The sequence below is a fragment of the Psychrobacillus sp. MER TA 171 genome (assembly GCF_023713305.1).
Taxonomy (GTDB): domain Bacteria; phylum Bacillota; class Bacilli; order Bacillales_A; family Planococcaceae; genus Psychrobacillus.
On sequence record NZ_JAMAWN010000034.1, the window covers coordinates 1 to 25599 of the forward strand.

The window sequence follows — 25599 nt, forward strand, 5'->3', positions numbered from 1 at the left end:
ATTTAGTCATGTTAAAAATAGACTTTTCCTTTTTGGCTCCCTCGGTAAAGCAGGGGTCAAACAGGTAAAACATAAAAAGGGTGAGGGAGCCAAGAGGCGACCACTTCCTATAGGAAATCCAACAGATTCTCCAGCTGTCCGGATCAACTGGAAATTCTATCGGAAAGAGCTCTTATTACTAATATACGAGGGGGAAGCCAATGTTTAAGATGGATATTCATACGGAGCAAGGGATAATGGCCCTAATAGAAGATGACAAATGGATGATGGATTTACTGAGAGTCGCAGAGCGACTAAATCTTCCCGATTGGTGGATTTGCGCTGGTTTTGTTCGGTCAAAAATATGGGATACTCTCCATGGTTACGATATTCGTACTCCCTTGGGCGATATTGACGTGATTTATTTTGACCCGCAATGCTTGGATGAGGCACAGGAGAAAAGACTTGAACAGCAGTTAGTGGCTTGGAAGCCAGGTATCCCTTGGTCTGTGAAAAACCAGGCGAGGATGCATAAAATAAACAATCTTCCCCCCTATATGTCTGCAGAAGAGGGGATAGCAAATTTCCCGGAAACAGTTACAGCATTAGGAGTTAAGCTAGGAGCTAATGGATTAATATTAACGGCACCTCATGGTATCGGAGACGTAATTCAAATGTGCGTCCGTCCGGTACCCCGATTTGAAGCGAGCAACGAGCTTAAAGCTGTTTATACAAAGCGTATGGAGAGTAAGAATTGGAAAGTTAACTGGCCAATGGTTACTGTAAAAGTAAGATGATTTTTAAAAAAAGGAGTATTTTATGCGCAAAAGAACCTGGTTTTTACTATCTTTGTCGATACTTACATTTTTTATAGTTGTCATTATCCTAAAGCCGAGTGAAACTGATTATGCTAATTGGATTGAAAGTTCCTATCAAGTACACTGCCTCGATTATAATTGCGATACTTTCCAACTCGATGTAAAAGAAGGAGAAGAACCAGTTATGATGCAAACTATTAGTGGCAATTTTTCGCCAGGCATTTTTATGGGGAAAATAAATCGAGATTATAGAAACTTAGATGACTCTTCATATGTTTTAGACATTGAAGTAGAAGGCTTCTTGGGCAAATTCAAGCTTAAAAATGAAGAAATTAAGAACGTGCTAAGAAAGTAAAATAGACCTCATTTTATCTTAAAACTGATTAGATAGAAGAAATACTAGTTGTTTGGAGTGAAGGCGGCGACTCCTAGGGGAAGAGCACGAGGGAGAGACTACAGGCTCGAGCCGTGCCCCAGGAAAGCGACAGTCGTAAAGGAGAACAACTGCTAAGAAGTAGTTGAACTGCTTTATTTAGGGATGGGTTATGTCCCCACCTCCTTGTCGAATTCTAACGAGAAATGAAATTCTTTCTCTTTTAATCTACACAACATCTTCAAACGGATGAACCGATTGGGCAAACGGTGCATATGATGTTATGACTTGATTACAAGGAGGAAGAACATGAAATATTTGCGACATATCGTGACGAAAGCAGTAGTTGCTAAGGGTAAAAAGAGAACGGAATCTTGTGAGACACTTCGACCACCAAACACACCTTCTAGCATTTTAGGGTGCTGGGTTATCAATCATACGTACCAATCTAAAAAACACGGGAAATTTGTAGAAGTATCTGGGAAATTCGATATCAACGTGTGGTACGCCCACCACGATCACTCTAAAACATCTGTTTTTACGGAGACGGTGAACTACAAGGATCGCATTAAACTAAGCTATAGAGACAAAGATGCAACTGGTGAGGAAGTTCATGTACGTGTCATTCAACAGCCAAATTGCACAGAAGCAATTATTGTAAAAGGCTGTGAATTCCAAGTGACGGTAGAGAGAGAGTTACTTGCAGAGGTAGTCGGAGAAACAACTGTTTGTATTCAAGTTTATGATGAGGACTTCGAGGAAGAATGGTCTTACGAGGATGAGAGTTCATCTAGCTCTTCAAGCTCATCTAGTTCATCCAGCTCATCCAGCTCTTCAGACGATTTCCACGATTCATCTTCACTTTAATAAGCCGGCGCTGGCCGGCTTTTTTTTTTTGCTTTAAGTTTGGATGTTTTTGAGATACCATAAAATGCATTAACTGGCATGGTCATGTAGCTCTTCTAACTAGTCCCTTCTATTGATTGCAATTGGTCTCCTCTAAAGCTAGTTTTTCCCACAAGAAACATCTAAAAACAAGTCGTATTATGTCTGCGGTGATTATTTAATTTGTTATAATAGGGGGAGTAACAATGAGAAGAGGGAAACAATGACTACAATTACTCCAATGATGCAACAATATTTAAAGATTAAAGAAGACTACATAGATGCTTTTTTGTTTTTCCGTCTCGGCGACTTTTACGAGCTATTTCATGATGATGCGATCAAGGCGGCATCTATTTTGGAAATCACGTTAACGAGCAGAAAGGATGGTATTCCGATGTGTGGAGTGCCACATCATGCTGCACAGAGCTATATAGAGACTCTAATTTCGAAAGGGTATAAGGTAGCGATATGCGAGCAGGTGGAAGATCCGAAGGTTGCTAGAGGTGTGGTTAAACGTGAGGTTGTTCAACTGGTAACTCCAGGTACTCTGATGGAGGGAAAGGCATTACAAAACAAAACTAATTATTTTATTGCTTCAGCAGATTTATTGCCCACGGAGGAAGTCGTCTTTTCCTATTTGGATGTGTCCACAGGTGACGGGTTTACTACTATTATAAAAGGTGACGAAAAGGAAGTCGTTCAGCAGCTCTTAGCGTTACAGGCAAAGGAGTTAATCGTAAGCGAACAATTATACTTAGTGATAAATGACTTATCCTCTATTCATGATTTCACGTTATCCATCGAGCAAGAGGAATTGTCGGATGAGGAAGCTGAGAAGTATGTGGTAAATCATCCAGCAGAGACCTATCGTACAGTCAAGCGTTTGTTAAAATACATACAGAAAACACAAAAACGATCATTGCTTCATATTCAGCCTTTTAACTTCCAGGAAAGAGAAGCATTCCTTGCAATGGATTACCATTCTAAACGTAATTTAGAGCTTGTTTCCTCGATAAGAAGCGGGGATCAAAAAGGAACGTTGTTATGGCTTTTAGATGAAACGGTCACTGCTATGGGCGGTAGAAAGCTAAAGCAATGGATTCATCAGCCACTTGCCAATAAAAGTGCGATTGAATCTAGGCTCAATATCGTTACCAGCTTCTTAGATGACTTTATGCTAAGAGAGGACATAAAAGAGCTGTTCAAAGAAGTATATGATTTAGAGCGATTGGTTGGAAGAATCGGCTTTGGAAGTGCTGGAGGACGGGACCTTGCTCAACTTCGACAGTCTCTTTCTAAAATTCCACAGATCAAACAGCTTTTATTGGAGACACAAGACGAAACGCTTCAAGTATTAGGAGAAGCAATTGAAGATTGCCAGGACATTTGGAGAAAGCTAGAGGATGCGATTAGCGAGCAGCCACCTATTTCTGTCAAAGATGGCGGAGTCATAAAAAACGGTTATAATGACCGCTTAGATAAGCTTCGAGATGCTTCTGTTAACGGGAAAAAATGGATTGCAGAGCTCGAGAGAAGAGAACGAGAAATCACCGGGGCAAAAAATTTAAAAATAGGCTATAACCGAGTATTCGGGTATTATATTGAGTTAACCAAGTCGAACATTCACTTTGCGGATGAATCGAGATATGTCCGAAAACAGACTTTAGCAAATGCTGAAAGGTATATAACAGATGAGCTCAAGGAGAAGGAATCTCTTATCCTTTCTGCTGAGGATGAAAGCCTAGTTTTAGAGTATGAGCTTTTCTCCGAGCTGCGAGAAGAAATTAAACAATACATCCCCCTAGTGCAAAAGCTAGCGAAACAAATTAGCGAGCTAGATGTGTTCATTTCGTTTGCAGAGGTCGCTGAAAAGCATCGTTTGACAAGACCGATGTTCCATGACTCGAATGCGATGATTATTAAAGAGGGAAGACATCCGGTTGTTGAGAAGATGATGAATAATCAGCTGTATGTCCCAAATGATTGCGTATTGACTGAAAAGGAAAACATGCTGCTTATTACTGGACCGAATATGTCCGGTAAGAGTACCTTTATGAGACAGGTAGCCATAACTGTGATAATGGCTCAAATTGGCTGCTACGTGCCTGCTAAATCTGCTGAGCTGCCAATCGTGGATAAAATATTCACTCGAATAGGAGCAGCGGATGACCTGGCAGGAGGGCAAAGTACTTTCATGATTGAGATGATGGAATCTCAGCATGCCATAGTCAATGCAACAAACAAAAGCTTACTATTGTTCGATGAAATTGGACGTGGGACTTCTACTTATGATGGTATGAGCTTAGCGCAGGCCATGATGGAATATATTCATGACCATATTGGAGCAAACACTTTGTTCTCCACTCATTATCATGAGCTGACAGAACTAGAGCAAACGTTATCGATGCTACGAAACGTCCATGTGGCTGCAACTGAAAAAGATGGTAAGGTAGTTTTCCTACACAAGCTAAAAGAAGGTCCAGCTGATAAAAGCTATGGAATACATGTCGCGGAGCTTGCACAGCTGCCAGAAGAGATTATCTCAAGAGCTCGAAATATCCTGAAGTCGTTTGAACAGCAGGAGAGAAAAGAATCAAATGAGAGAAATGGGGCAAATACTCAGCTATCATTTTTTGATGAGGCGTCCTCTTCTGAAGCTCCAGTAACCATCGTAAAAGCGGAAGAGACTAATGAAAAAGAAAATGACACTGCAAAAATGATTATGAAAAAGCTTAAAAAGGTTAACATTTCGGGTACAACACCTTTAGAGGCCCTTCAATTATTATACGAGCTACAAAATGAGCTAGACTAAAACATATAGGTGGTGAGCAACAATGGGGAAAATCGTCGTAATGGAAGAGCTCTTATCTAACAAAATAGCTGCAGGGGAAGTAGTAGAAAGGCCAGCCTCTGTAGTGAAGGAGTTAGTAGAGAATGCCATTGATGCAGAAAGCACCTCCATCGAAATTATGCTAGAGGAGGCAGGGTTAGCTAAAATTCAGGTGACAGACAATGGTAAAGGAATGGATGAGGAGGATGCTTTGCGTTCCTTCTCCAGACATGCCACTTCCAAAATAATGACGGAGCACGATCTGTTCCGTATCCGCTCCTTAGGATTCCGTGGAGAGGCCTTAGCCAGTATCGCTTCTGTCTCTAAAATTGATCTTTGGACATCAGATGGAGAAGAGGTAGGGACTAAGGTTATGCTAGAAGGAGGAAGAGTGATCTCCTGTACTCCTGCCCCAATCCGAAGAGGGACGGACATTGTAGTAAAACAGTTATTTTTCAACACACCTGCTCGACTAAAGTATTTAAAAACGATTCAAACAGAGCTAGGACATACCATTGATTTGATCAACCGTCTAGCGCTTAGCTTTCCTGAAATAGCATTTAAGCTATCTCATAACAATCAAACAATCTTACAAACGAGCGGCCGTGGAGACTTAAGGCAGGTGCTAGCTTCGATATACGGGGTGTCTAATGCTAAAAAAATGATAAAATTCGAGGCAGAGTCATCGGATTTTAAAGTTTCAGGCTATGGAACACTACCTGAGATTACAAGAGCGTCTAAAAACTATATGACGATCTTGGTTAACGGGCGCTGGGTCAAGCATTACGGATTAAATAATGCCATTGTAGAGGCGTATCATACTTTACTACCGATAGGGCGCTTTCCAATTGTCGTTCTAAATATTGAAACAGACCCAATGCTGACTGATGTTAACGTACATCCAGCGAAGCATCAGATTCGTTTGAGTAAGGAAAAGGAACTGATGGAGCTGGTGAAACAAACCATCCGTAAGGTGATGCATCGCGCTCAACAACCACTAGAGATTAAAGAGAAGCCTGTAAAGCCAAAACCTCAGCCAAGCTTCCAGTTTGATTTTTTCAAACAAACATATGAGCCTGTAAAGCAGGAGGTAACGGAGCAGGAAGCTATGTCTGTCACTCCCCCTCGAAGTGATGATCATCAACCTGAAATAGAGTCGACTAAATGGGATGACAACACAACAGTAATGGAAGAGAGCTTTCCGACTAATGAGGAGCCATATTCTGAAACGGAACTCGACCTAAGAGACCCGTTTCCCGATTTACATGTGGTCGGCCAAATCCATGGTACATATATTGTTGCGCAAAGTGAAGATGGATTTTATTTGATTGACCAGCACGCAGCACAGGAACGAGTGAAGTATGAGTATTACAAGGAAAAGGTAGGGGACGTAGATGTAACGGAGCGTCAAGCACTTTTATTGCCACTCACCTTCCATTATTCTTTGGATGAGGCTTATCGTATTAAAGAATCCATCGAGGAGCTGCACAAAGTAGGTATATTTTTGGAGGAATTTGGTTCCTCTAGCTTTGTGGTGAGAGACCATCCCGTATGGTTTCCAAAAGGACATGAAACTAAGATTATTGAGGGACTAATCGAGCAAGTATTGACGAATCGCAAAACAGATATTAAAAAGCTCCGGGAAGAAGCAGCAATCATGATGAGCTGTAAGTTATCGATTAAAGCAAACCATTATTTAACGTTACATGACATGGAGCAGCTGCTAGTCAGTCTAAAAAATGCGAAGCATCCTTTGACGTGTCCGCATGGAAGACCTGTCATTGTCCATTTTTCTACGTATGAAATTGAAAAGATGTTCAAACGAGTAATGTAGGAGGGGTTATATGGGAAAATATATTTTATCCATCGATCAAGGTACTACTAGTTCAAGAGCTATTCTATTCGATAAAAAAGGTAATATCGTTCACTCTGCGCAAAAGGAATTCAAGCAACACTTTCCAAAGTCTGGATGGGTGGAGCATGATGCAAAGGAAATTTGGGGAACGGTACTATCGGTATTGGCAGCAGTATTAACAGAAAGCGGCAGTCAGCCCGGAGACGTCCATGCCATTGGGATTACTAATCAACGCGAAACAACCGTGGTATGGAACAAGCGCACGGGAAAACCTATCTATAATGCAATTGTCTGGCAATCGAGGCAGACTCAATCTATTATTGATGAGCTGAAGAAAGAGAACCTGGAATCCTTCTTCCAAGAAAAAACGGGCTTAAAGCTAGATCCCTATTTTTCGGCAACCAAAGTGAAATGGATATTAGATAATGTCGAGGGGGCAAGAGAACAGGCAGAGGCTGGCGAGCTACTGTTTGGAACCATTGATACATGGCTAATCTGGAAGCTTACAGATGGAAAGGCTCATGTCACAGATTACTCCAATGCCTCCCGGACAATGCTCTATAATATATTCGAACAAAAGTGGGATCAGGAAATTTGTGAAAAGCTAAATATTCCAATGGGGATCCTCCCTACGGTTGCTTCCTCCTCTGAGGTTTATGCGAAAACCGATCCTTCTGTATTTTTCGGTAAGGAGATAGATATAGCAGGTGCTGCAGGTGATCAGCAGGCTGCCTTGTTCGGACAATGCTGTTTTGAAAAGGGAATGGCTAAAAATACGTATGGTACTGGTTGCTTCATGCTATTAAATACCGGAGAGGAAGCGGTAACCTCTGAGAACGGTTTATTGACGACCATTGCATGGGGTATGAATGGGAAGGTGACCTATGCATTAGAGGGAAGCGTTTTTGTCGCCGGTTCTGCCATACAATGGCTTCGTGATGGGCTTCGTATGCTAAAGCATGCGAGTGAATCGGAAAGCTATGCGAAGCGGGTGGATTCAACGGAAGGTGTCTATGTCGTCCCTGCCTTTGTAGGATTAGGAACCCCTTATTGGGATTCTGATGCAAGAGGATCTATATTTGGTCTGACCCGAGGTACGACCAAGGAACACTTTATCCGTGCAACACTTGAGTCTCTTGCCTACCAATCGAAAGACGTTTTAGATACGATGATTAGTGATTCTGGTGTCTCTGTGGAAGTGTTACGCGTAGATGGTGGTGCAGTAAGTAATGAATTCCTCATGCAATTTCAAAGTGATTTGTTACACTTACCCGTAGAGCTTGCAAAACTTAACGAGACAACCGCACTAGGAGCCGCCTTCCTTGCCGGCTTGGCGACAGGGTTCTGGAAGGATGAGCAGGAGCTTTCCGATCTAAGGGAAAGCCAGCGCTTATATGAACCTCAAATGGAGGAAGAAAGAAGAAACCGATTATATAAAGGCTGGAAATTGGCCGTTGAAGCAACGAGATTATTTAAATTTCAGGACGAGGAGTGGAATAAGTGAAATCTTCAGTAGAACGTGAACAAATACTTAATACATTAAACTTTTACGAATTCGATGTTTTAGTTATCGGAGGCGGAATTACAGGAGCGGGCATAGCGCTTGATGCGGTAACAAGAGGGATGTCCGTAGCCTTAGTGGAAATGCAGGACTTTGCAGCTGGTACATCAAGCAGATCGACCAAGCTAATCCATGGTGGTTTGCGCTACCTTAAGCAAATGGAAATTAAAATGGTAGCTGAAGTAGGGAAAGAAAGAGAAATTGTATACGAAAATGCAGTTCATGTTTCTAAACCTACTGGCATGCTACTTCCATTCCATAAGCAAGGAACGTTTGGTCCTGTAAGCACATCCGCTGGATTAAAGCTATATGATTATTTAGCCGGTGTAAAAAAAGAAGAGCGTCGTCTAATGCTCTCTGCTAAGGAAACACTAGAAAAAGAGCCTTTAGTAAAAAGTAAGGACCTTCTTGGTGGTGGCTACTACGTTGAGTATGTAACGGACGATGCGCGACTAACAATAGAGGTTGTAAAAAAAGCGATTGAAAAAGGAGCCGTATGCTTAAACTATGCTAAGGCAAGATCTTTCCTTTATAGTGATGATAATAAAGTAGTTGGTGCTGAAATAGTAGACATGGTCACAAACAAGAGAATCGCGATCCATGCTAAAAAAGTAGTGAATGCAACTGGACCTTGGGTAGACGGCGTAAGAGCGCTAGACGCAATCGAAAATAAAAAGAAGTTGCGACTAACTAAAGGTATCCACGTAGTAATCGACCAATCTATTTTCCCATTGCACCAGGCTATCTATTTTGATACACCTGATAAACGAATGGTATTTGCGATACCTAGAGATGGCAAAACATATGTTGGTACAACCGACACCTTTTTTGAAGGAAAAATTCAAAATCCAGTAGCGACTTTACAGGACGTTGAATATCTATTAGATGCCATCCATTATATGTTCCCTGGTGTCCAAGTAGGAATTGAGCATATTGAATCTACATGGGCAGGTGTTCGTCCTTTAATCTATGAGGATGGCAAGGATCCTTCGGAGATTTCACGGAAAGATGAAATTTGGCAATCGGAGGCGGGACTATTAACAATAGCAGGCGGTAAGCTGACTGGCTATCGTAAAATGGCAGAAACAATCGTCGATAAGATATCCAAACAACTTGGGGATGAAAAGTATGGCCCTTGTGTAACGAAGCATTTGAATTTGTCTGGTGGTGAAATTGGTGGCTCCGAACAATTCGAAGGGTTTGTTGCATTAAAAGAGCAAATCGCTCCTTCCTACGGGTTGACGCAAGAAGAGGGAAGAAGGTTGGCTAAGCTTTACGGCTCTAATGTCGATAAAGTGTTCCAATACGCTCATATCCTCTCTACTGTTCCATCCAATTTGCCATTAGGTTTGCTAGCGCAGATTTACTATGCAGTGCATGAAGAAATGACGTACTCCCCTGTAGACTTCTTGGTAAGAAGAACGGGTATGCTTTATTTCCGTATTGACCAATACAAATTGTATAAAGATGAAGTGCTGAATGTCATGAAGCAATTGCTCCAGTATTCAGAGGAAGAGACCGAAAGTTTTTCGCAACAATTAGAAGAAGCTTTAATGGATGCTATGTTTTCGAAAGGTAGTGTTGTGGAGTGAAGCAAATTTTAGAAGCAAAGATGTCAGACGGGCACCTCATTTATGTGATGAGATGTATACCAACTGATACACCAATTGGCCATGTTCACCTTATGCATGGATTGGCTGAGCATATTGAGCGTTACGATGAGTTTGTCGATTTTCTGGTTGATAAGGGTTTTATCGTAAGTGGTCACGATCATCGCGGTCATGGAAAGACTGCAGTAAAGAATGGTCAGTTAGGCTATTTTGCAGACCGTGCTGGCTTTGAAAGAATTACGGAAGATGTACGTGAAGTACTGTTAACTGTTCGAGAAGGATTAACGAATCTTCCACTTATTTTATTCGGACATAGTATGGGCTCGTTCGTCGCTCGTCGATATATGCAAAAATATAGTGATTCTCTATCTAAAGTCATCCTAAGTGGTTCAGCATATGATCCTGGCGTATTAGGCAACATTGGAAAACTAATTGGTAAAGCAGCTTCTAAGATAAAAACACCGCAAGCAGAAAGTCCTTTGCTTAACTCGCTAGCATTTGGCGGATTCAACAAGAAAGTTGCTCATCCGGAAACTCCTTTCGATTGGTTAACTAGAGACGGGGAGGAAGTAAGGAAGTATATAGAGGATCCTCTATGTGGTTTTATCCCATCTAACCAGCTATATGTCGATATGTTTGGTGGCATGAGAGCTATTCATAAAGAATCAGAGATCATGAAAGTTCGTAAGGGTCTACCAGTACTAATGATAAGTGGAGCAAAGGATCCTGTCGGAAAAGACGGCAAGGATGTATTTAAAGTAGCGGAAGGTATGAAAAAAGTAGGTATGAAAAATATAACCGTGCAATTGATAGAAGATGCAAGGCATGAACTTTTAAAGGAATTAGGGAAAGAGCAAACAATGGAATTTATATATAAGTGGATGATGAAGGATGAATAGTAATCCAGCAGTTATTGCGATTGTAGGACCAACTGCAGTTGGTAAGACGGCATTAAGTATAGAGCTGGCAAAGTTTTGTGACGGGGAAATCATTAATGGGGACTCTATGCAGGTCTACCGAGAGCTTAACATTGGAACAGCGAAAATAACAGCAGATGAAATGGAAAATGTTCCACACCATCTGCTGGATATCAAAGATCCGACCGAGGGCTTCTCTGTGGCGGAGTATCAAAGGCTCGTACGAGAAAAGATAAAGGATATTGCCTCTAGAGGAAAAGTACCTATTATTGTGGGGGGGACTGGGCTTTATGTTCAGTCGGTTTTATACGATTTCCGCTTTTCAGAGCAGCCAAAGCAAGACAGCTCAAGGGTGAAGGAGCTGGAAGGTATGTCCTCTGAGGTATTATATTCGATGCTGCAGGATGTAGATCCAGTGGCTGCGAAGGACATTCACCCGAACAATGTGCAAAGAGTCATCCGAGCAATCGAGAGGCAAGAGCTAACTGGAAAGCAAAGAGACGAGATTGAGCAAAATCAAGGTAAGGAAAAGGTTTTCCCACACTATATCATTGGTCTGACAATTGATCGTGAGATACTGTATCAGCGTATTAACAAGCGAGTAGATCTGATGATAGAACAAGGACTGTTACAAGAAGTAAAAGGTCTATATGATAGAGGAATAAGAGATGTTCAATCCATTCAAGCCATAGGGTATAAGGAAATCTATGACTATTTGGATGGGAAATCGACCCTTGAGGATGCCGTGGACACACTAAAACAAAATTCTAGAAGGTATGCTAAGCGACAGTTAACCTATTTCCGTAACAAAATGGATATACAATGGTTCGATCCAGTTAAAGACCGTGAAAGTATTTTAGAAGAAATTAGTAGGTTCTTGCAGGAAAATCAATAATTTAAGCGAATAGTTAAAGTGATACGTTTTTAAGCGAAATTGCAAACGGGGGTATTGGGATGAAACCAATGAATATTCAAGACAACTATTTAAATCAGTTAAGAAAGAACGAAATCTTTGTAACAGTCTTTCTGTTAAATGGCTTTCAACTAAAGGGGACAGTGAAATCCTATGATAATTTCACTGTATTGTTCGAATCTGATGGGAAGCAACAGCTCATTTATAAACATGCGATTTCTACATTTGCTCCATCTAAGCCTGTAAAGCTATCAGAAGAGTAAAATCTAATTCATTGACAGTTCCACTTGCTCCAATTATTATTTGATAGAATCTTTAAATGAAGTGGAGAGGTTATTTATGAAAACTATTACGACAGATGAACTTCTAAAAAAAATAGATGCGGGCGAACAAGTCAACATTATTGATGTGCGCGAACAAGAGGAAGTAGATGCAGGAATTATTCCTGGAGCTAAGCATATTGCTTTAGGTCAAGTGGAAACGAGCTTGGATCAAATCGACCCGTCCGTTCCTCATTACATAATTTGCAAAGCTGGTGGCCGCAGTGCGATGGCTTGTGAAGTCCTTGAAGAGAATGGTTACGATGTAACGAATGTAACAGGTGGAATGATGGCCTGGGACGGGGAAGTGCAATTCTAAATATTTAATGCAATAAGGGGCTAATTTCATTTATTGAAATTAGTCTTTTCTCTTTTATCAAAAACGAGTTTAAAAGTATAATTCATCAAACAAAATACAAAGTACAATGAATAGAATTAGGAGATGCATCATGGAATTTACAACTACCTTATCAGAAAAAGTATTGGCTCTGGCAACTTCGGCAGAAGCCAAGATTGCAGATTATCACAAAGAAGTAGAACGTATCGCGTTTCACAATCAACAAAAAGTCCTTCATGCCTTCAAAACACATCATGTGAGTGATCATCATTTTAATCCTTCGACTGGCTATGGCTACGACGATGAAGGTCGGGATACGTTAGAACGAGTATATGCAACAACCTTCGGAGCAGAGGCAGCTCTAGTTAGACCGCAAATCATTAGCGGGACTCATGCAATCTCTATCAGTTTATTTGGTGTTCTTAGACCAAATGATGAGCTGTTATACATAACCGGCAAACCGTATGATACTTTACAGTCGATTGTCAGTGGCGGAGAAGAGGATACGGGCTCTTTAGCTGATTTTGGTATCAGTTATCAGCACGTTGACTTGCTAGAGGAAGGAGCGGTGGATTGGGAAGCAGTTAAAAATGCAATACATGACAAAACCAAGGTGGTCGCCATCCAACGTTCAAAGGGCTATGCTGTTCGTCCTTCTTTCACAGTGTCCCAAATCAAGGAAATGGTAGAAAAAATTAGATTGATTAAGCAGGACGTCATTATTTTTGTAGATAATTGCTATGGAGAATTCGTGGAATCCTTAGAGCCAACTGATGTCGGAGTAGATTTAATGGCAGGTTCTCTGATTAAAAATCCTGGTGGTGGGATTGCTAAAACTGGTGGGTACATTGCAGGAAAAAAAGATTTTGTTACAAAATGCGCTTACAGAATGACTTCTCCGGGTATAGGTTCAGAGGCGGGTGCTTCACTGAACACATTATTAGATATGTATCAGGGATTCTTCCTAGCTCCCCATGTTGTCTCACAGGCAGTTAAAGGCGCAATCTTTACTTCCGCAGTATTGGAGGAAGTAGGTATGTCAACGGAGCCACATTACACTCAAAAACGTACGGATTTAATACAATCCGTCTCCTTTCAGACACCTGAGCAAATGATTCAATTCTGCAAGGCAATCCAAATGCATTCACCCATTAATGCCCAATTTGCCCCAGAGCCGGCCTATATGCCAGGCTACGAGGACGATGTTATTATGGCTGCGGGTACATTTGTGCAAGGCTCAAGCATGGAGCTGACTGCAGATGGTCCGATCAGACCTCCATTTACGGCGTTTATACAAGGTGGGTTAACATACGAACATGTCAAATATGCGATTTTAGGAGCAGTTCAGTCCTTGAATAAATAACAAAAAAATACCACTTTCTAAATATAGAGAGTGGTTTAATTTTTTTGAAAATTTTATGTAAGTTTTTCTGACATGGTGTTGACATGTTAGCTAACATCACATATACTATGTTTATAACCTACATAGGAGGTGCAGCGATGGAAAAGGAATGGAGACGTTCCATGCCACTGCTATCGATGAATATTGTCATGCAGCTAACTGGTTTAACCGCTAGACAAATTCGCTATTATGAAGAGCAAGAATTAGTTCAGCCTGCACGGACGGAAGGTAAGCAACGCATGTTCTCACTGGATGATATCGATGTCTTGTTAGAGATTAAAGACCTTCTGAAATCGGGTGTGAACATAGCCGGTATTAAACAAATTTTTGAAATGAAGAAAAATCCTGCAACCTCTAAGGATGTTCGACAAGTAATTTCTGATCAAGAGTTACGCGCCATTGTAAAGGAAGAGATGCGACTGGCACAAAGTCAGCAACGTGCTTCTTTAAGACAAGGGGACTTATCCCGCTTTTTTCGTTAAGTAAGCTTCAACAAAAATATCAAATATTTAGGAGAGTGGAAAAATGAGTAAGTATACTAAAGAAGACATCAAAAAGTTCGTTCAAGAGAATGAGGTGAATTTTATTCGTCTTCAATTTACAGACATACTAGGTACGATTAAAAACGTGGAAATTCCAGTGAGTCAGCTCGATAAAGCTCTTGACAATAAAATGATGTTTGACGGATCCTCAATTGAAGGATTTGTTCGTATAGAAGAATCAGATATGTTTTTAGTTCCAGATTTAGATTCATGGGTAGTGTTCCCTTGGATTACAGGTAAAGGGAAAGTAGCTCGTCTTATCTGTGACGTAAATAAAGCAGACGGTACTCCATTCGCTGGAGATCCACGTAGTAACTTAAAACGTATATTAAAAGAAATGAAAGAGTTAGGGTTTACTAGCTTTAACTTAGGGCCAGAGCCAGAATTCTTCCTGTTTAAATTAGATGCTCAAGGCGAGCCGACACTTGACTTAAATGACCATGGCGGTTATTTCGATTTAGCTCCAATGGATCTTGGGGAAAACTGTCGTCGTGATATCGTACTTGAATTAGAAGAAATGGGCTTTGAAATTGAAGCATCTCATCATGAGGTAGCTCCTGGACAGCATGAAATCGACTTCAAATATGCAGACGCTGTAACTGCTTGTGACAACATCCAAACGTTCAAGCTTGTAGTTAAAACAATTGCTCGTAAGCATGGTCTGCATGCAACATTCATGCCAAAACCATTGTTCGGTGTGAATGGCTCAGGAATGCACTTTAACGTTTCATTATTCAAAGGGAAAGAAAATGCATTTTTCGATGAGTCTGCAGATATGCAAATGAGTGAAACAGCAATGCAATTTATGGCTGGTGTATTAAAGCATGTACAAAGCTTCACTGCAATCACTAACCCAACTGTTAACTCGTACAAACGTCTTGTACCAGGCTACGAAGCACCTTGTTACGTTGCATGGTCAGGTCAAAACCGTAGTCCTTTAATTCGAATTCCTTCTTCAAGAGGTTTAAGCACACGAATCGAGGTTCGTTCTGTAGATCCAGCAGCAAACCCATACCTGGCTATGGCAGTTATTCTTCAAGCGGGATTAGATGGTATTAAAAACAAATTAACACCACCACCAGCAGTAGACCGTAACATTTATGTTATGTCAGAAGAAGAGCGCATTGAAAATGGTATCCATAACTTACCACCATCATTACATGCTGCAGTTCAAGAGCTAGGCAAAAACGAAATCATTCGCGGAGCACTAGGTGAACACATCTATGCTAACTTCGTAGAAGCAAAAGAAATCGAATGGGATATGTTCCGTACGACTGTACATCCTTGGGAACGTGAGCAGTACTTGAAGATGTACTAAGCTTAATTTAGCGAGGATTGTTGACTAGATTTATGGGGTGGTTTTTGCAGAATTATTGGTGAAAATTATTTTCACCCCATTTTCACCCCATAAAATAGGTAAAAAAATATTATTTGAAAACATCGTTCAGTCGTAAGTTGACTTGTTCGGTGTTTTTCTTTTTTATTTTGTTTGATACATGAGTATATACATCAGCAGTTATTTGGTTACTACCATCCATTAATAAAACTTCATAAGTATGCGTAAGGAATGTATAGGCAAAGACTTTTATTTCTGCCCTTTTGAGGATTCGTTCGAAGGCATCAAATAGAGAAGACTTTGGCATAGGTTCTCCGTCTTTTCTACAGAGTATTAAGTTGAGATCATGTCGAAATACATCTTTCAATATAAGTTTGTTTTGATTTTGAATGATAAGATGAGTCTTTAAAGTATTGATTGTTGTATCGGCCATTCATTGTTTCTCATTTTGCGTATCTTTGTTTCACCGATCAGTTCATCTTCGGCAATAAATATTTGAATTAGAAGCTTTACTTCAATTTCAGCAGAGAGGTTTCCCGAAATCTGGAATATAATTTGAATTCTACCCATATTATATACAAACAAGCCATCCAATAGCCGTCGTGCTTGGTGTAGAAATAATAATGAGGAGGCCAGACTTAAAATATGTTACGTTCTCAAAGCACTAGGAAGCTGAAACGGCAGTGGGGTACGGAGCGTCACTCAACGCCCCTGTCGATTTTTCATGACAAGCCGTCTACTAGGAAAATGGCATATGGCGGCTTAGCAATAATAATGACTATTGGATTCTGGATTGCTTATGTAATATCGACAATTATAAAGGAGTATTTCAAGGGTCCGATTACATATCAGTTCGTGATGGAGTCACTCGGATATCTGTTAATTGTCACACTTCTAACTTTTTCAGCTCTAATGTATCTCATAGCACGACAGGGTGCCTTGCAGCGTTTTAGTAAACATGTACGTATACCTCGTGCTGATATTGATAGGTACTTGGAGAAGAATCAGCCGAAGGTTACTGTATTGATACCGTCTTACGATGAAGAGCCGGAAGTTGTTCGAAAGACCCTGTTATCTGCTGCTCTACAGGAGTATCCCCATATCCGAATTGTTCTCCTTTTGGATGACGCCCCGTACCCGAAAGATCCAGCGGCTTCAGATCGACTCAACGCCACTCGGCAGTTGGTTAAGGAAATCAATGATTTATTTGCTGCCCCCCGTCAGCTATTTGAGTCTAAACTTACAGAATACCTAAGCGAGCTGGAGTCGTCATCGCATATCAGACCAGAGATTACGAAGGAACTGGCTGAACACTATGCCTGGGCGGCGGATTGGTTAGATCAGTTGGTCAATAAGGAAGAGATTGGTGACCATGTTGGGGAATTTTTTGCAGATGAAGTGGTGGGCGGTTTATCAAGTGAGTTGCGCTTGGTTTATAAAGCTTTGCTTGCTTCCTACAATGAAAAGGTAAGTATTCCCGTTAACAGGATCAGTCAACTCTATAAACGTTTGACCTGGATATTTAATACGGAACTGGATATTTTCGAACGGAAAAAATTCGCTTCATTATCTCACGAGCCCAATAAAGCCATGAATCTTAATTCTTATATCGGACTTATGGGTCGCACGTTTGATCAGGTAGAAACACCGGATGGTCCTATACTGGTGCCCGCGACCGAAATTCAGAACGGCAGGAATATTACATTTCCGGATAGCGAATTTGTACTTACATTAGATGCAGATTCCATACTGCGTCCGGGTTATTGTTTACGCTTGGTCTATTTCTTACAGCAACCGGATAATGTACGTGTTGCGGTGGTTCAGACACCGTATTCTTCATTTCGTGGAGCCGCTACCCGCATTGAGCGGATTGCTGGAGCTACAACTGACATCCAACATATTCTACACCAAGGTATGACTTACTATAACGCAACATTCTGGGTCGGAGCCAATGCTATTATACGGAAGTCTGCATTGGAACAAATCAGTGAGACGGAATGGGTGGGTAACTTTGAAATACGAAGGTATATTCAGGACCGCACTGTTATCGAAGATACGGAATCTAGTGTCGATCTAGCCAAACATGATTGGACGCTTATCAACTATCCTGAACGTCTAAGTTACAGTGCAACTCCGCCTGATTTTGGTTCACTTATTGTACAAAGACGTAGATGGGCAAATGGGGGTCTTATCATTTTGCCGAAGCTATGGTCACTGGTTCGAAATCGTAAAAAACAAGGAAACACGGTGTCTAAAACCGAAATATTAATTCGTGTGAATTATCTGGCTTCCATTTCTTGGGCGAGCTTTGGGCTATTATTTATGTTAGCTTACCCCATAGATGGGCGTCTCCTAAGTCCATTAGTAATTTTTGCGGCGTTGCCATACTTCTTAGCGATGTCCAGCGATTTAAAATATTGCAATTATAAACGGAGCGATGTCTTCAGGATTTATGGTTTCAACTTGATACTCTTACCGGTGAATTTAGCTGGTGTGCTTACATCAATACAGCAGGCTCTTAGTGCCCAAAAAATCCCCTTTGCTCGCACACCTAAAATAAAGGACCGTACAGTATCTCCAATGTTGTATGTTATTTCACCACATCTCATTATTGGAATCTCACTGGTTATTTTGTGGCGTGGCATCATGCTGGAAAACTGGGGAAATGCTGCTTTCGCAGCATTCAATGTAATTACAGCCACATGGGCTGTAGTGGAATTTATTGGTATCAAAAATTCAGTTGTTGACGTATGGCTCGGCATCAAAAATTGGTTATACGTTCCGGTAAAGAAAAAACAGAAAAATCAGGAGAAGGAGCATGCACAAAGTCTTGACTGGCAAGCAATTCTTTATCACGGCGATGCCGGGATGCGACTGTCTAATAATGCCTCCAATCAGAGTACATTGACTACATTAACACCACACGTAGAAGAAAAAGAAGTGGTGCACTCATGACCAGAGTCACGAAGATACAAGTAGAGGAACGGAGATTATCACTATTTCGTTTGACAATTCTATGTATGATTATTGCTGGTCTTTTCACCGGTGGTTTCCTCGGTGCAACTGGCAAGATAGGGAATTTGTGGGTTTCTCGGGCTGCAGCGCAGAATCAATGGTTTGCACCATATGTAGACGTAACTGCTACCCCAATGTTTATGTTTCAGAATCTAGGGTCCACCGAACATAAGGACGCTGTTTTGGCATTCATTGTTTCTGATCCGACAAATCCTTGTGCACCCTCCTGGGGCGGGGCTTACACATTGAATCAAGCTAGCGAAACTCTCGATTTAGATCGGCGCATTGCTCGCTTACATCAACAAGGGGGGAGTGTAGCCGTTTCCTTCGGCGGTGTAAAAAACAATGAACTGGCAGTAGGGTGTACATCCACGGATGAACTCTTATCCGCATATCAATCAGTTATTGACAGATATAATTTGACTACAATAGACTTGGATCTTGAAAATTCTGGACTTACAGATACTGCTGCTGGCAACCGTCGTGCTGAGGTAATTGCTAAACTACAGTCAGAAAGACGGGCAGTTGGCAAGCAACTGGCGGTATGGGTGACACTACCTGTCTCACCCCAAGGATTGAGTCAGGATGGCACGAATGCTGTTGAACAACTGCTTGAGAATGGCGTAGATTTAGCGGGAGTAAACGTGATGACGATGGATTACGGTTCAAGTCTATCGTCTGATCAAACGATGCTGACTGCTTCAGAAAACGCTTTAATACAGACTCAACGACAATTGAAGATACTTTACAAACGGGTAGGTATCCACTTAAGTGATAAAACCTTATGGTCGAAGATTGGTGCAACGCCGATGATCGGCCAAAACGATTTTAGAAACGAAGTCTTTACCTTGAATGACGCTCAAGCCCTAAACGAATTTGCTCATTCCCGTGGTGTTGGCCGAATGTCCATGTGGTCGGTTAATCGAGATATTATGTGCGGAAGTAATTATGTTGACGTCGGTATAGTTTCAGACGCCTGTAGTGGCGTGGAACAAACGCAGTTCGGCTTTTCTGATTTGCTAGGTATGAATTTTAAGGGGGATATTGTTACGAGTGCTGGTCTCATAACAACGTCCGATCAAGTGTCAGCCAGTGAACAGGAACCTGATAACCCGGAAACAAGTCCCTACCAGATATGGTCACCAACGGTCATGTACCTTGAAGGTGACAAAGTCGTTCGGCACCATAACGTCTACGAGGCTAAGTGGTGGACAAAGGGTGATGTTCCTGACAATCCGGTTCTTCAGTCATGGGAAACGCCATGGAATCTCATAGGCCCCGTTATGCCTGGTGAAAAACCAATTCCACAGCCTACATTACCGAAAGATGTCTATCCTTCCTGGTTAGAAACGGCTAAATATGAAGCCGGTCAGCGGGTCATCTTCGAAGAAGTGCCCTATCAAGCCAAATGGATGAGTCAGGGGGAAAGCCCCGCATCAGCGTTATCCGATTCTGATAGCTCAGCATGGGCGCCACTCACACAGGCACAGATAAACGCTGTATTATCAAAACTGGAGGGAAAGGAATAGCATTTAACATTTCTCTCTTAATTAATTAACAATTCCAACAATCTGATTTGGAGAACTTGTTGATTGTGCTGCTAACGCGTAATTCGGTGTTTTAGTTAAGTAAGACCATCAATTTGATCTGCCCCGTAAATGTTAGACACCAACTAACATTTACGGGGTGTTTTTATGTTATTTGTCTGAAGCAAATACAAAGAGTTTTTTTCTTGAATGTTGTATATTGATTACTGAGGAGTGATGAGCTTGACTAACGAAGAAATAAATAAAATATCGGATATTTTGTTACAAAGTCTGTATGATTATCATTTTGCTAATAATGGCGTGAGCTATGTATTACCTAAAGCTATGGTAAATACTGACCTTAATAGTAAACAAGCGATTGAATACCTGATCAAAATGGAATATGCAGTGGATAGCGGGCAGGGTTCAGATAACCTAGTTTTAGGGATCACTGCTAAAGGTATGGAGTATCTTAAAAACAAATAAGATTCACCATTGGTAAGTCCAAGTTGTTAAATCGAACCGATTAATAAGGTAAATAAAGCATCGTTCAGTTGTTGACTGGAACGGTGTTTTTTTATGTATAGAAAAAATGAGTAGTGTATAGACGTCTAACTTATTTAATAAGAAAAAATAGAGGGGAATTGGTAACTGAAGTCGAAGTAGTAATGCTTAAAGCTTAAATGAGGTGAGCCGTTTTTATGGAATTTATAATAGATAGTGCATGTTTTAACAAGGCAATTTCAGAAGTGAATAGAGCAGTTTCTTTAAAAACACAGTTCCCTATTCTCTCAGGAATTAAGATAACTGTTGATCACAATCACTTAACTCTTGTTGGAAGCAATTCTGATATTATTATCGAAAAAGTTATTCCTGTATGGAAAGATGAACTGGAAGTTTTGGAAGTCTGTCATACAGGTAGTATTGTAGTTTCAGCCCAACTTCTAAGTGAAATTTTAAAGAAGCTACCTGGAAAAATACATATAAAAGTAAATGAAGAAAAGCACGTTACCATTCAAGCGAATGAAATTGTAACTACTCTATATGGATTCAACGCAGATGAATATCCTAGTCTTCCACAAATGGAGGAGACTGAATCCATAAAAATTCTGAGTGATGAGTTGGTAGAAATTATTAAACAAACAGTGTATGCAGCCTCGAAGAATGAATCTAGACCTGTCTTAACAGGAGTTAATATGTCTTTCTATCAAAACCGGCTCACGTGTATTGCAACAAATTCACAGCGTTTGGCTTTAAGGGAGCTTACCACAAATTCATTTATTAATGGTTCTTTCAATGTTCCAGCCACAAGTTTAATTGAGCTATCCAATCTAATTAACAAGGAATCTAGTGTAATAAACATATTTGTGACAGAAAGGTACATAGTATTTAAGTCAAATACCATCTCCCTCTTTTCTAAACTAATTGATGGAAATTATCCTAACATATCCGGCCTACTATCAAATAATTTCAGGACAACCATTATACTTAATACAGTTCAGCTATTAAAAGCAATAGATAGAGCTTGTCTTTTTGCAAGTGAATGGAAAAATAACAATGTACAGCTAGAAATTAACGATGGTGCTAAAATCAAAATCTCCTCTAATTCTACAGAAATAGGGAAGATTGAAGAAACACTAAGTATTAAAGCAATCACTGGGGACAATAATCTAACTATTTCACTTGATGCGATTTTTTTGTTGGATGCTTTAAAGAAAATAAAAGATGAAGAGATAAAAGTTAGTTTTAACGGATCAATGAGCCCAATTTTAATTGAGTCTATTGAACAGTCCTCTTATCTTCAACTCATTTCCCCGGTCCGTTCTTATTAAGAAACAAATAACTAGTATAGAAATCAAAAAACGTGAAATCAGCAACTTGATTTCACGTTTTACGGGTCCTTATTTATTCAAAAACGAGCTTTCAAAGAAATCTAGAAGGTGCTCTAAAGTTATAGGGTCGCTGTAGGTAGAAGCCTTTGTATTGATTTCATATACTTGACTATTCTTAACTGCAGGGATGTTTTTCCATAGATCTGTTTCTAGGAAAGAGTTATCTACGTCTGGATTTTTGCTTAAAATTACATAATCACCTGCGTATTCTGGAAGTAGTTCAGTTGAAATAACATAGATCCCAGATTCAAGAGCTGTATCCTTTACCTTTTCGGGCATATTCAACCCCATTGCTTGGTACAAGATTTCTGTTCCACGTGCATAATTATTTCCAAACACATAAAACTCCTTGTTTCCACTTTCAATCACAGAAACTGTTGCATCTTCACCGATTTTAGCGCGAATAGCCTCGCCAATCGATTCAGCGCGTGATTTGAAATCCTCTATCCATTCTTTCGCTTCTTTTTCTTTGTTCAGAAGCTTCCCAATTTCAAGCTGCTGTTCTAAGTAATCTAGTTTTCCCCACGTAAAAACAACTGTAGGGGCAATTTCATTTAACTTTTCAATGTTATTCATATGAGAACCTGCAATTATCAAATCTGGATCAAGTTCGATGATTTTTTCTAAGTTCTCCTCGGTTACAACTTCCACCCCGTCTAATCGTTCTTCAAAAAGAGGGTTCATCTTTGTCCAATCATCAATTCCAACTACATTTGCCTCTAATGCCAAAGCATTTGGCCCGTTTGTAAGAGTAATTATTCTTTGTGGATCTGCCGGAACCTCGATAGGGCCAGTTTCTGATTGGTATGTAATCGTATCTGATTTTGTTTCTTCTTTTCCTTGCTCCTTATTTGTTTCCTTGTCTCCACATGCAGCAAGGATAAGTACAAAGAACAGTAAGGATATCATAAATAGCTTTTTCATCATTTAAACTCCTTCTTCATCATTAAAATTTGAAATAAATTGAAGATTAATTAGTAATGATAATCATTTTCAATTAACTCTATTAAATGTTAATTCTATTAGTTTAAAATGTCAATGGAATAATTGTTTGGATGCGTATCATTTATAAATTATATGGTCCCACAAATCAAGTGAGTCTAAGATTGGTTAAAAGATAAACCTAGTTATGACTAATTTGATTCATGTATAAAAGCATTAATTGCGGTGAAAATCATGTTTTATACGAATGAATCAGTAAACGAGCATATTATATATTTTTCTTTTTTTAGGGCAAGCTATTCATGTGGAATAATGGAGGAGGAATCAAAATGGAAATACTTTTAAATAGGCTGCACGAAGGAATTGAATATCTTACTTCACAAGGCAAGCAAGTTACTTTAATCAGAATGAATCCTGACATTTTTGAGTCTTTGACACAAGATGAGCTTTCGAATGTTGAAACGACTATTAACGCAGCAACTGTATTTGGTGTACCTCTGGAAGCAGATGAAAATGTGGAAAAGTATGAGTTTATCATATCAAGACCACTAAATTAATTATAATTGAAATGCAAATAGGGGATCTCAGTCCAGAGAAATGCCCCTATTTTTTTAAGTATTATAAAGCTAACCTTTCTAAATTATTTATCGTTTGTTGAATGCCTTCCTCGATGCTATTGTCTAAGTCCTTTTCATATACATAAAAGATTAAAACATTTTTCACTTCGTAAACACCATGAGATACAGTATTCATACTTTCTGTTTGTTTCTGAAAATCTTTAAGACCTTTTTTTCTATTTTCTTCAGAGTCGAAAATATAGATCAATAATGATTTGTCCTGTAGCGTATAATTGTTTGGCTTTATACCATTCAGCTTATTATTAAAAATCTTATCCGTAGATTTCCTTGTCTCTTCTACATCAAGATGTTGATTTTCTAGTGAAACAATCACATCATTTAAAGTAATGTTTGCAGCTTGAACTTGGCATGCAGTTAACACCAAGACGAAGATTAAGATTATACAAACTCTCCTCATGTTAAAACTCCTTTTCACAAGCTTTTGTAAACGTACTTCAACATCCAAAATCCTATCTAGCTGAATATGTATTCCACATATATTTCCAAAAACCTTCTTCTCGCAGTTACAATAGAGTATATGAAAAAAAGACAGAGAACATCACGTTGTTCCATTTAGTTCTTCCAGAAGGTGATATTAAATGAATTCAATAGTGATGCATTGGGCTGTTCAGTTATGAAGAAACAACTAAAAAATTTAAAAACTGTGAAGGTGAAATCATTTGGACCTTGAATAGTAATAATAGAATGGGTGCAAAGCAATTGTTAGTTTTTGCAGAAAGGCTGTTTTTTTTTATAGAAATTTTCCAAAAACAAGTTAGAACTTCTGTGACTGCATATTTACTCGAACTATAAAAATGACTTTTGACCTGAATACGATGAAAATGATCTGACTCTTAGTTGGGAAGCAGTAGATGCAGGTGAATACAATATAACTTATGAGAAGTTTGTATCTTCAATGATGGTGATTTATTTGGCGGGCATAGAATTCATGCAACGTTATCAATTGATTTAAAATTCTAGAGGCCTATTTAAACTAAATCGAAAAGGGTGAATGTATGGGGAAACCTAATGAGGAAAAGAAGAGTAAAATTGAAACGGATGACGCGTGGAATCGGGCTCTGTATGGTAGCCCTACCATCGGAGGGATGGTAGTAGTAGGAATCATTTTGATAGTCATTATTATCAATATTTTTAAAAATTAATAAGTTATAGCTAATAGTTTTGTCTTATTACCCTGATAATTATTTTCCTTATGGGCACAATAGTAGGAAAATAATAAAGGTGTGAATAGGATGAAAAAAGCAGTATTCCTAGACCGAGATGGTGTTATAAACGAAGTGTTGTCTAACCGAGTAAAGTTTGTGAATAAGCCAAAAGATTTGTATTTTCTTCCTGGTGTACCAGAGGCTATAAAAAAATTAAATACTGTCTTCGATTATATATTTGTCGTGACGAATCAAGGCGGCGTTGGTTTAGGTTACATGCAGGAGCAACAATTAATACAAATTCATGACCATATGGCGAAAGCTTTAAAGAAAATGGGGGCAGTTATTCATGAGGTAGTCTATTGCCCACATAAGCCAAAGGAAGGCTGTTCCTGTAGAAAGCCTAATAGTAAATTAATTGAGGATCTTGCTAAAAAATACGACATAATATTAGCTGAGTCTTATATGGTGGGAGATACCGATACGGATATAATAGCAGGAAAAAAAGCTGGTACGAAGTGTGTATTTCTTGGGAAAAGGGATCCGCTAGCTGATGCCATCTTTCCAGACTTAGCAACAGCAGCTGGATGGATCATTAAAGATAGTCTTAAAGGTAAGTGAGATGTATACACCTAGTTAAGCCCAGTGGTAATATGTCAAGCGAAAAAAAGAAATGAATTGGAAATTACTTAAGTGATACTTTCCAAATGAACACTTTTTGCGCATACCAAATAAACCTCTCATTTTTCTGCTTTTAAAAAAG

Annotated in this window: 26 protein-coding genes; 22 read left to right on the forward strand and 4 right to left on the reverse strand. The window is 39.7% G+C overall.

Annotated features, from left to right (window positions below; translation table 11 throughout):
* From M3627_RS19285 to glnA, 15 genes are all read left to right on the forward strand, one after another.
* Positions 1 to 208: hypothetical protein (locus tag M3627_RS19285; RefSeq protein WP_251557103.1), on the forward strand; the 208-nt coding region annotated here is incomplete at its 5' end.
* 1 nt (position 209) lies between these two features.
* Positions 210 to 776, forward strand: coding sequence for a nucleotidyltransferase family protein (locus M3627_RS19290; RefSeq protein ID WP_251557138.1), 567 nt, complete (start codon positions 210 to 212; stop codon positions 774 to 776).
* Positions 777 to 798: 22 nt separating this feature from the next.
* A complete protein-coding gene (locus tag M3627_RS19295) occupies positions 799 to 1152 on the forward strand; it encodes a hypothetical protein (protein ID WP_251557105.1) in 354 nt (117 codons plus the stop codon).
* 327 nt (positions 1153 to 1479) lie between these two features.
* Positions 1480 to 2037 carry an outer spore coat protein CotE gene (gene cotE / locus M3627_RS19300; protein ID WP_251557107.1) on the forward strand — a complete coding sequence of 186 codons (558 nt, stop codon included), beginning with the start codon at positions 1480 to 1482 and terminating at the stop codon, positions 2035 to 2037.
* A 241-nt stretch (positions 2038 to 2278) separates the two neighbouring features.
* The gene (gene mutS, locus M3627_RS19305; RefSeq protein WP_251557110.1) at positions 2279 to 4867 is read left to right on the forward strand and encodes a DNA mismatch repair protein MutS; all 2589 of its coding nucleotides are present in this window, start codon (positions 2279 to 2281) and stop codon (positions 4865 to 4867) included.
* Between the two features lie 22 nt (positions 4868 to 4889).
* Positions 4890 to 6719: a DNA mismatch repair endonuclease MutL gene (gene mutL / locus M3627_RS19310; RefSeq protein WP_251557111.1), complete on the forward strand. Its 1830-nt coding sequence runs from the start codon at positions 4890 to 4892 to the stop codon at positions 6717 to 6719.
* Positions 6720 to 6729: 10 nt separating this feature from the next.
* On the forward strand, positions 6730 to 8244 hold the full coding sequence (gene glpK / locus M3627_RS19315; protein ID WP_251557112.1) for a glycerol kinase GlpK: 1515 nt from the start codon (positions 6730 to 6732) through the stop codon (positions 8242 to 8244).
* Positions 8241 to 9893 (forward strand): glycerol-3-phosphate dehydrogenase/oxidase, encoded by a 1653-nt coding sequence (locus M3627_RS19320; RefSeq protein WP_251557113.1) that lies wholly within the window; start codon positions 8241 to 8243, stop codon positions 9891 to 9893. The genes glpK and M3627_RS19320 overlap by 4 nt, the downstream gene beginning before the upstream one ends.
* A complete protein-coding gene (locus tag M3627_RS19325; RefSeq protein WP_251557114.1) occupies positions 9890 to 10810 on the forward strand; it encodes an alpha/beta fold hydrolase in 921 nt (306 codons plus the stop codon). The genes M3627_RS19320 and M3627_RS19325 overlap by 4 nt, the downstream gene beginning before the upstream one ends.
* Positions 10803 to 11723: a tRNA (adenosine(37)-N6)-dimethylallyltransferase MiaA gene (miaA, locus tag M3627_RS19330; RefSeq protein WP_251557115.1), complete on the forward strand. Its 921-nt coding sequence runs from the start codon at positions 10803 to 10805 to the stop codon at positions 11721 to 11723. The genes M3627_RS19325 and miaA overlap by 8 nt, the downstream gene beginning before the upstream one ends.
* A 59-nt stretch (positions 11724 to 11782) precedes the next feature.
* Entirely contained in the window at positions 11783 to 12004 is a 222-nt protein-coding gene (gene hfq / locus M3627_RS19335; RefSeq protein WP_144541813.1) for an RNA chaperone Hfq, read from the forward strand.
* 76 nt (positions 12005 to 12080) lie between these two features.
* Positions 12081 to 12380: a rhodanese-like domain-containing protein gene (locus M3627_RS19340; protein ID WP_169361157.1), complete on the forward strand. Its 300-nt coding sequence runs from the start codon at positions 12081 to 12083 to the stop codon at positions 12378 to 12380.
* A 130-nt stretch (positions 12381 to 12510) separates the two neighbouring features.
* On the forward strand, positions 12511 to 13761 hold the full coding sequence (locus M3627_RS19345) for a methionine gamma-lyase family protein (protein WP_169361156.1): 1251 nt from the start codon (positions 12511 to 12513) through the stop codon (positions 13759 to 13761).
* Between the two features lie 137 nt (positions 13762 to 13898).
* Positions 13899 to 14282, forward strand: a complete 384-nt coding sequence (locus M3627_RS19350) for a MerR family transcriptional regulator (RefSeq protein ID WP_169361155.1) — start codon at positions 13899 to 13901, stop codon at positions 14280 to 14282.
* Between the two features lie 43 nt (positions 14283 to 14325).
* Complete coding sequence (gene glnA / locus M3627_RS19355) at positions 14326 to 15660, forward strand: type I glutamate--ammonia ligase (RefSeq protein WP_169361154.1); 1335 nt, start codon at positions 14326 to 14328, stop codon at positions 15658 to 15660.
* 109 nt (positions 15661 to 15769) lie between these two features.
* On the opposite strand, the gene M3627_RS19360 is transcribed toward glnA, so the two are convergent.
* Together M3627_RS19360 and M3627_RS19365 are read right to left on the reverse strand one after the other, a co-directional pair.
* Positions 15770 to 15985, reverse strand: coding sequence for a hypothetical protein (locus M3627_RS19360; protein WP_251557116.1), 216 nt, complete (start codon positions 15983 to 15985; stop codon positions 15770 to 15772).
* 98 nt (positions 15986 to 16083) lie between these two features.
* Positions 16084 to 16248, reverse strand: a complete 165-nt coding sequence (locus M3627_RS19365; RefSeq protein ID WP_251557118.1) for a hypothetical protein — start codon at positions 16246 to 16248, stop codon at positions 16084 to 16086.
* A 75-nt stretch (positions 16249 to 16323) separates the two neighbouring features.
* Here M3627_RS19365 and M3627_RS19370 point away from each other — a divergent pair, with 75 nt between their 5' ends.
* The 4 genes from M3627_RS19370 (at position 16324) to dnaN (ending at position 22051) form a co-directional block, all read left to right on the forward strand.
* Positions 16324 to 18633, forward strand: coding sequence for a glycosyltransferase family 2 protein (locus M3627_RS19370; protein WP_251557120.1), 2310 nt, complete (start codon positions 16324 to 16326; stop codon positions 18631 to 18633).
* A 65-nt stretch (positions 18634 to 18698) separates the two neighbouring features.
* Entirely contained in the window at positions 18699 to 20222 is a 1524-nt protein-coding gene (locus tag M3627_RS19375) for a glycosyl hydrolase family 18 protein (RefSeq protein WP_251557122.1), read from the forward strand.
* A gap of 240 nt (positions 20223 to 20462) precedes the next feature.
* Entirely contained in the window at positions 20463 to 20705 is a 243-nt protein-coding gene (locus M3627_RS19380; RefSeq protein ID WP_251557125.1) for a hypothetical protein, read from the forward strand.
* A 215-nt stretch (positions 20706 to 20920) separates the two neighbouring features.
* The gene (dnaN, locus tag M3627_RS19385; RefSeq protein ID WP_251557127.1) at positions 20921 to 22051 is read left to right on the forward strand and encodes a DNA polymerase III subunit beta; all 1131 of its coding nucleotides are present in this window, start codon (positions 20921 to 20923) and stop codon (positions 22049 to 22051) included.
* Positions 22052 to 22120: 69 nt separating this feature from the next.
* Here the strand turns inward: dnaN and M3627_RS19390 are convergent, their stop codons facing one another.
* Complete coding sequence (locus M3627_RS19390) at positions 22121 to 23035, reverse strand: iron-hydroxamate ABC transporter substrate-binding protein (protein ID WP_251557131.1); 915 nt, start codon at positions 23033 to 23035, stop codon at positions 22121 to 22123.
* A 347-nt stretch (positions 23036 to 23382) separates the two neighbouring features.
* Between M3627_RS19390 and M3627_RS19395 the strand changes: the two genes are divergently transcribed.
* Complete coding sequence (locus tag M3627_RS19395) at positions 23383 to 23610, forward strand: lactate dehydrogenase (protein WP_251557133.1); 228 nt, start codon at positions 23383 to 23385, stop codon at positions 23608 to 23610.
* 61 nt (positions 23611 to 23671) lie between these two features.
* On the opposite strand, the gene M3627_RS19400 is transcribed toward M3627_RS19395, so the two are convergent.
* Positions 23672 to 24088 (reverse strand): hypothetical protein, encoded by a 417-nt coding sequence (locus M3627_RS19400; RefSeq protein ID WP_251557135.1) that lies wholly within the window; start codon positions 24086 to 24088, stop codon positions 23672 to 23674.
* A gap of 598 nt (positions 24089 to 24686) precedes the next feature.
* On the opposite strand from M3627_RS19400, the gene M3627_RS19405 reads away from it, so the two are divergent.
* The gene (locus M3627_RS19405; RefSeq protein ID WP_251557136.1) at positions 24687 to 24833 is read left to right on the forward strand and encodes a hypothetical protein; all 147 of its coding nucleotides are present in this window, start codon (positions 24687 to 24689) and stop codon (positions 24831 to 24833) included.
* Between the two features lie 90 nt (positions 24834 to 24923).
* Positions 24924 to 25457: a D-glycero-alpha-D-manno-heptose-1,7-bisphosphate 7-phosphatase gene (locus M3627_RS19410; RefSeq protein ID WP_251557137.1), complete on the forward strand. Its 534-nt coding sequence runs from the start codon at positions 24924 to 24926 to the stop codon at positions 25455 to 25457.
* The last annotated feature ends 142 nt before the right edge of the window (positions 25458 to 25599 follow it).

What these genes read in the sequence shown, in the direction of transcription:
- M3627_RS19290 (WP_251557138.1), top strand. Translation starts at nt 210, where the DNA reads ATGGATATTCATACGGAGCAAGGGATAATGGCCCTAATAGAAGATGAC.
- M3627_RS19295 (WP_251557105.1), top strand. Translation starts at nt 799, where the DNA reads ATGCGCAAAAGAACCTGGTTTTTACTATCTTTGTCGATACTTACATTT.
- cotE (WP_251557107.1), top strand. Translation starts at nt 1,480, where the DNA reads ATGAAATATTTGCGACATATCGTGACGAAAGCAGTAGTTGCTAAGGGT.
- mutS (WP_251557110.1), top strand. Translation starts at nt 2,279, where the DNA reads ATGACTACAATTACTCCAATGATGCAACAATATTTAAAGATTAAAGAA.
- mutL (WP_251557111.1), top strand. Translation starts at nt 4,890, where the DNA reads ATGGGGAAAATCGTCGTAATGGAAGAGCTCTTATCTAACAAAATAGCT.
- glpK (WP_251557112.1), top strand. Translation starts at nt 6,730, where the DNA reads ATGGGAAAATATATTTTATCCATCGATCAAGGTACTACTAGTTCAAGA.
- miaA (WP_251557115.1), top strand. Translation starts at nt 10,803, where the DNA reads ATGAATAGTAATCCAGCAGTTATTGCGATTGTAGGACCAACTGCAGTT.
- hfq (WP_144541813.1), top strand. Translation starts at nt 11,783, where the DNA reads ATGAAACCAATGAATATTCAAGACAACTATTTAAATCAGTTAAGAAAG.
- M3627_RS19340 (WP_169361157.1), top strand. Translation starts at nt 12,081, where the DNA reads ATGAAAACTATTACGACAGATGAACTTCTAAAAAAAATAGATGCGGGC.
- M3627_RS19345 (WP_169361156.1), top strand. Translation starts at nt 12,511, where the DNA reads ATGGAATTTACAACTACCTTATCAGAAAAAGTATTGGCTCTGGCAACT.
- M3627_RS19350 (WP_169361155.1), top strand. Translation starts at nt 13,899, where the DNA reads ATGGAAAAGGAATGGAGACGTTCCATGCCACTGCTATCGATGAATATT.
- glnA (WP_169361154.1), top strand. Translation starts at nt 14,326, where the DNA reads ATGAGTAAGTATACTAAAGAAGACATCAAAAAGTTCGTTCAAGAGAAT.
- M3627_RS19360 (WP_251557116.1), bottom strand. Translation starts at nt 15,985, where the DNA reads ATGCCAAAGTCTTCTCTATTTGATGCCTTCGAACGAATCCTCAAAAGG.
- M3627_RS19365 (WP_251557118.1), bottom strand. Translation starts at nt 16,248, where the DNA reads ATGGGTAGAATTCAAATTATATTCCAGATTTCGGGAAACCTCTCTGCT.
- M3627_RS19370 (WP_251557120.1), top strand. Translation starts at nt 16,324, where the DNA reads ATGTTACGTTCTCAAAGCACTAGGAAGCTGAAACGGCAGTGGGGTACG.
- M3627_RS19375 (WP_251557122.1), top strand. Translation starts at nt 18,699, where the DNA reads ATGATTATTGCTGGTCTTTTCACCGGTGGTTTCCTCGGTGCAACTGGC.
- dnaN (WP_251557127.1), top strand. Translation starts at nt 20,921, where the DNA reads ATGGAATTTATAATAGATAGTGCATGTTTTAACAAGGCAATTTCAGAA.
- M3627_RS19390 (WP_251557131.1), bottom strand. Translation starts at nt 23,035, where the DNA reads ATGAAAAAGCTATTTATGATATCCTTACTGTTCTTTGTACTTATCCTT.
- M3627_RS19395 (WP_251557133.1), top strand. Translation starts at nt 23,383, where the DNA reads ATGGAAATACTTTTAAATAGGCTGCACGAAGGAATTGAATATCTTACT.
- M3627_RS19400 (WP_251557135.1), bottom strand. Translation starts at nt 24,088, where the DNA reads ATGAGGAGAGTTTGTATAATCTTAATCTTCGTCTTGGTGTTAACTGCA.
- M3627_RS19405 (WP_251557136.1), top strand. Translation starts at nt 24,687, where the DNA reads ATGGGGAAACCTAATGAGGAAAAGAAGAGTAAAATTGAAACGGATGAC.
- M3627_RS19410 (WP_251557137.1), top strand. Translation starts at nt 24,924, where the DNA reads ATGAAAAAAGCAGTATTCCTAGACCGAGATGGTGTTATAAACGAAGTG.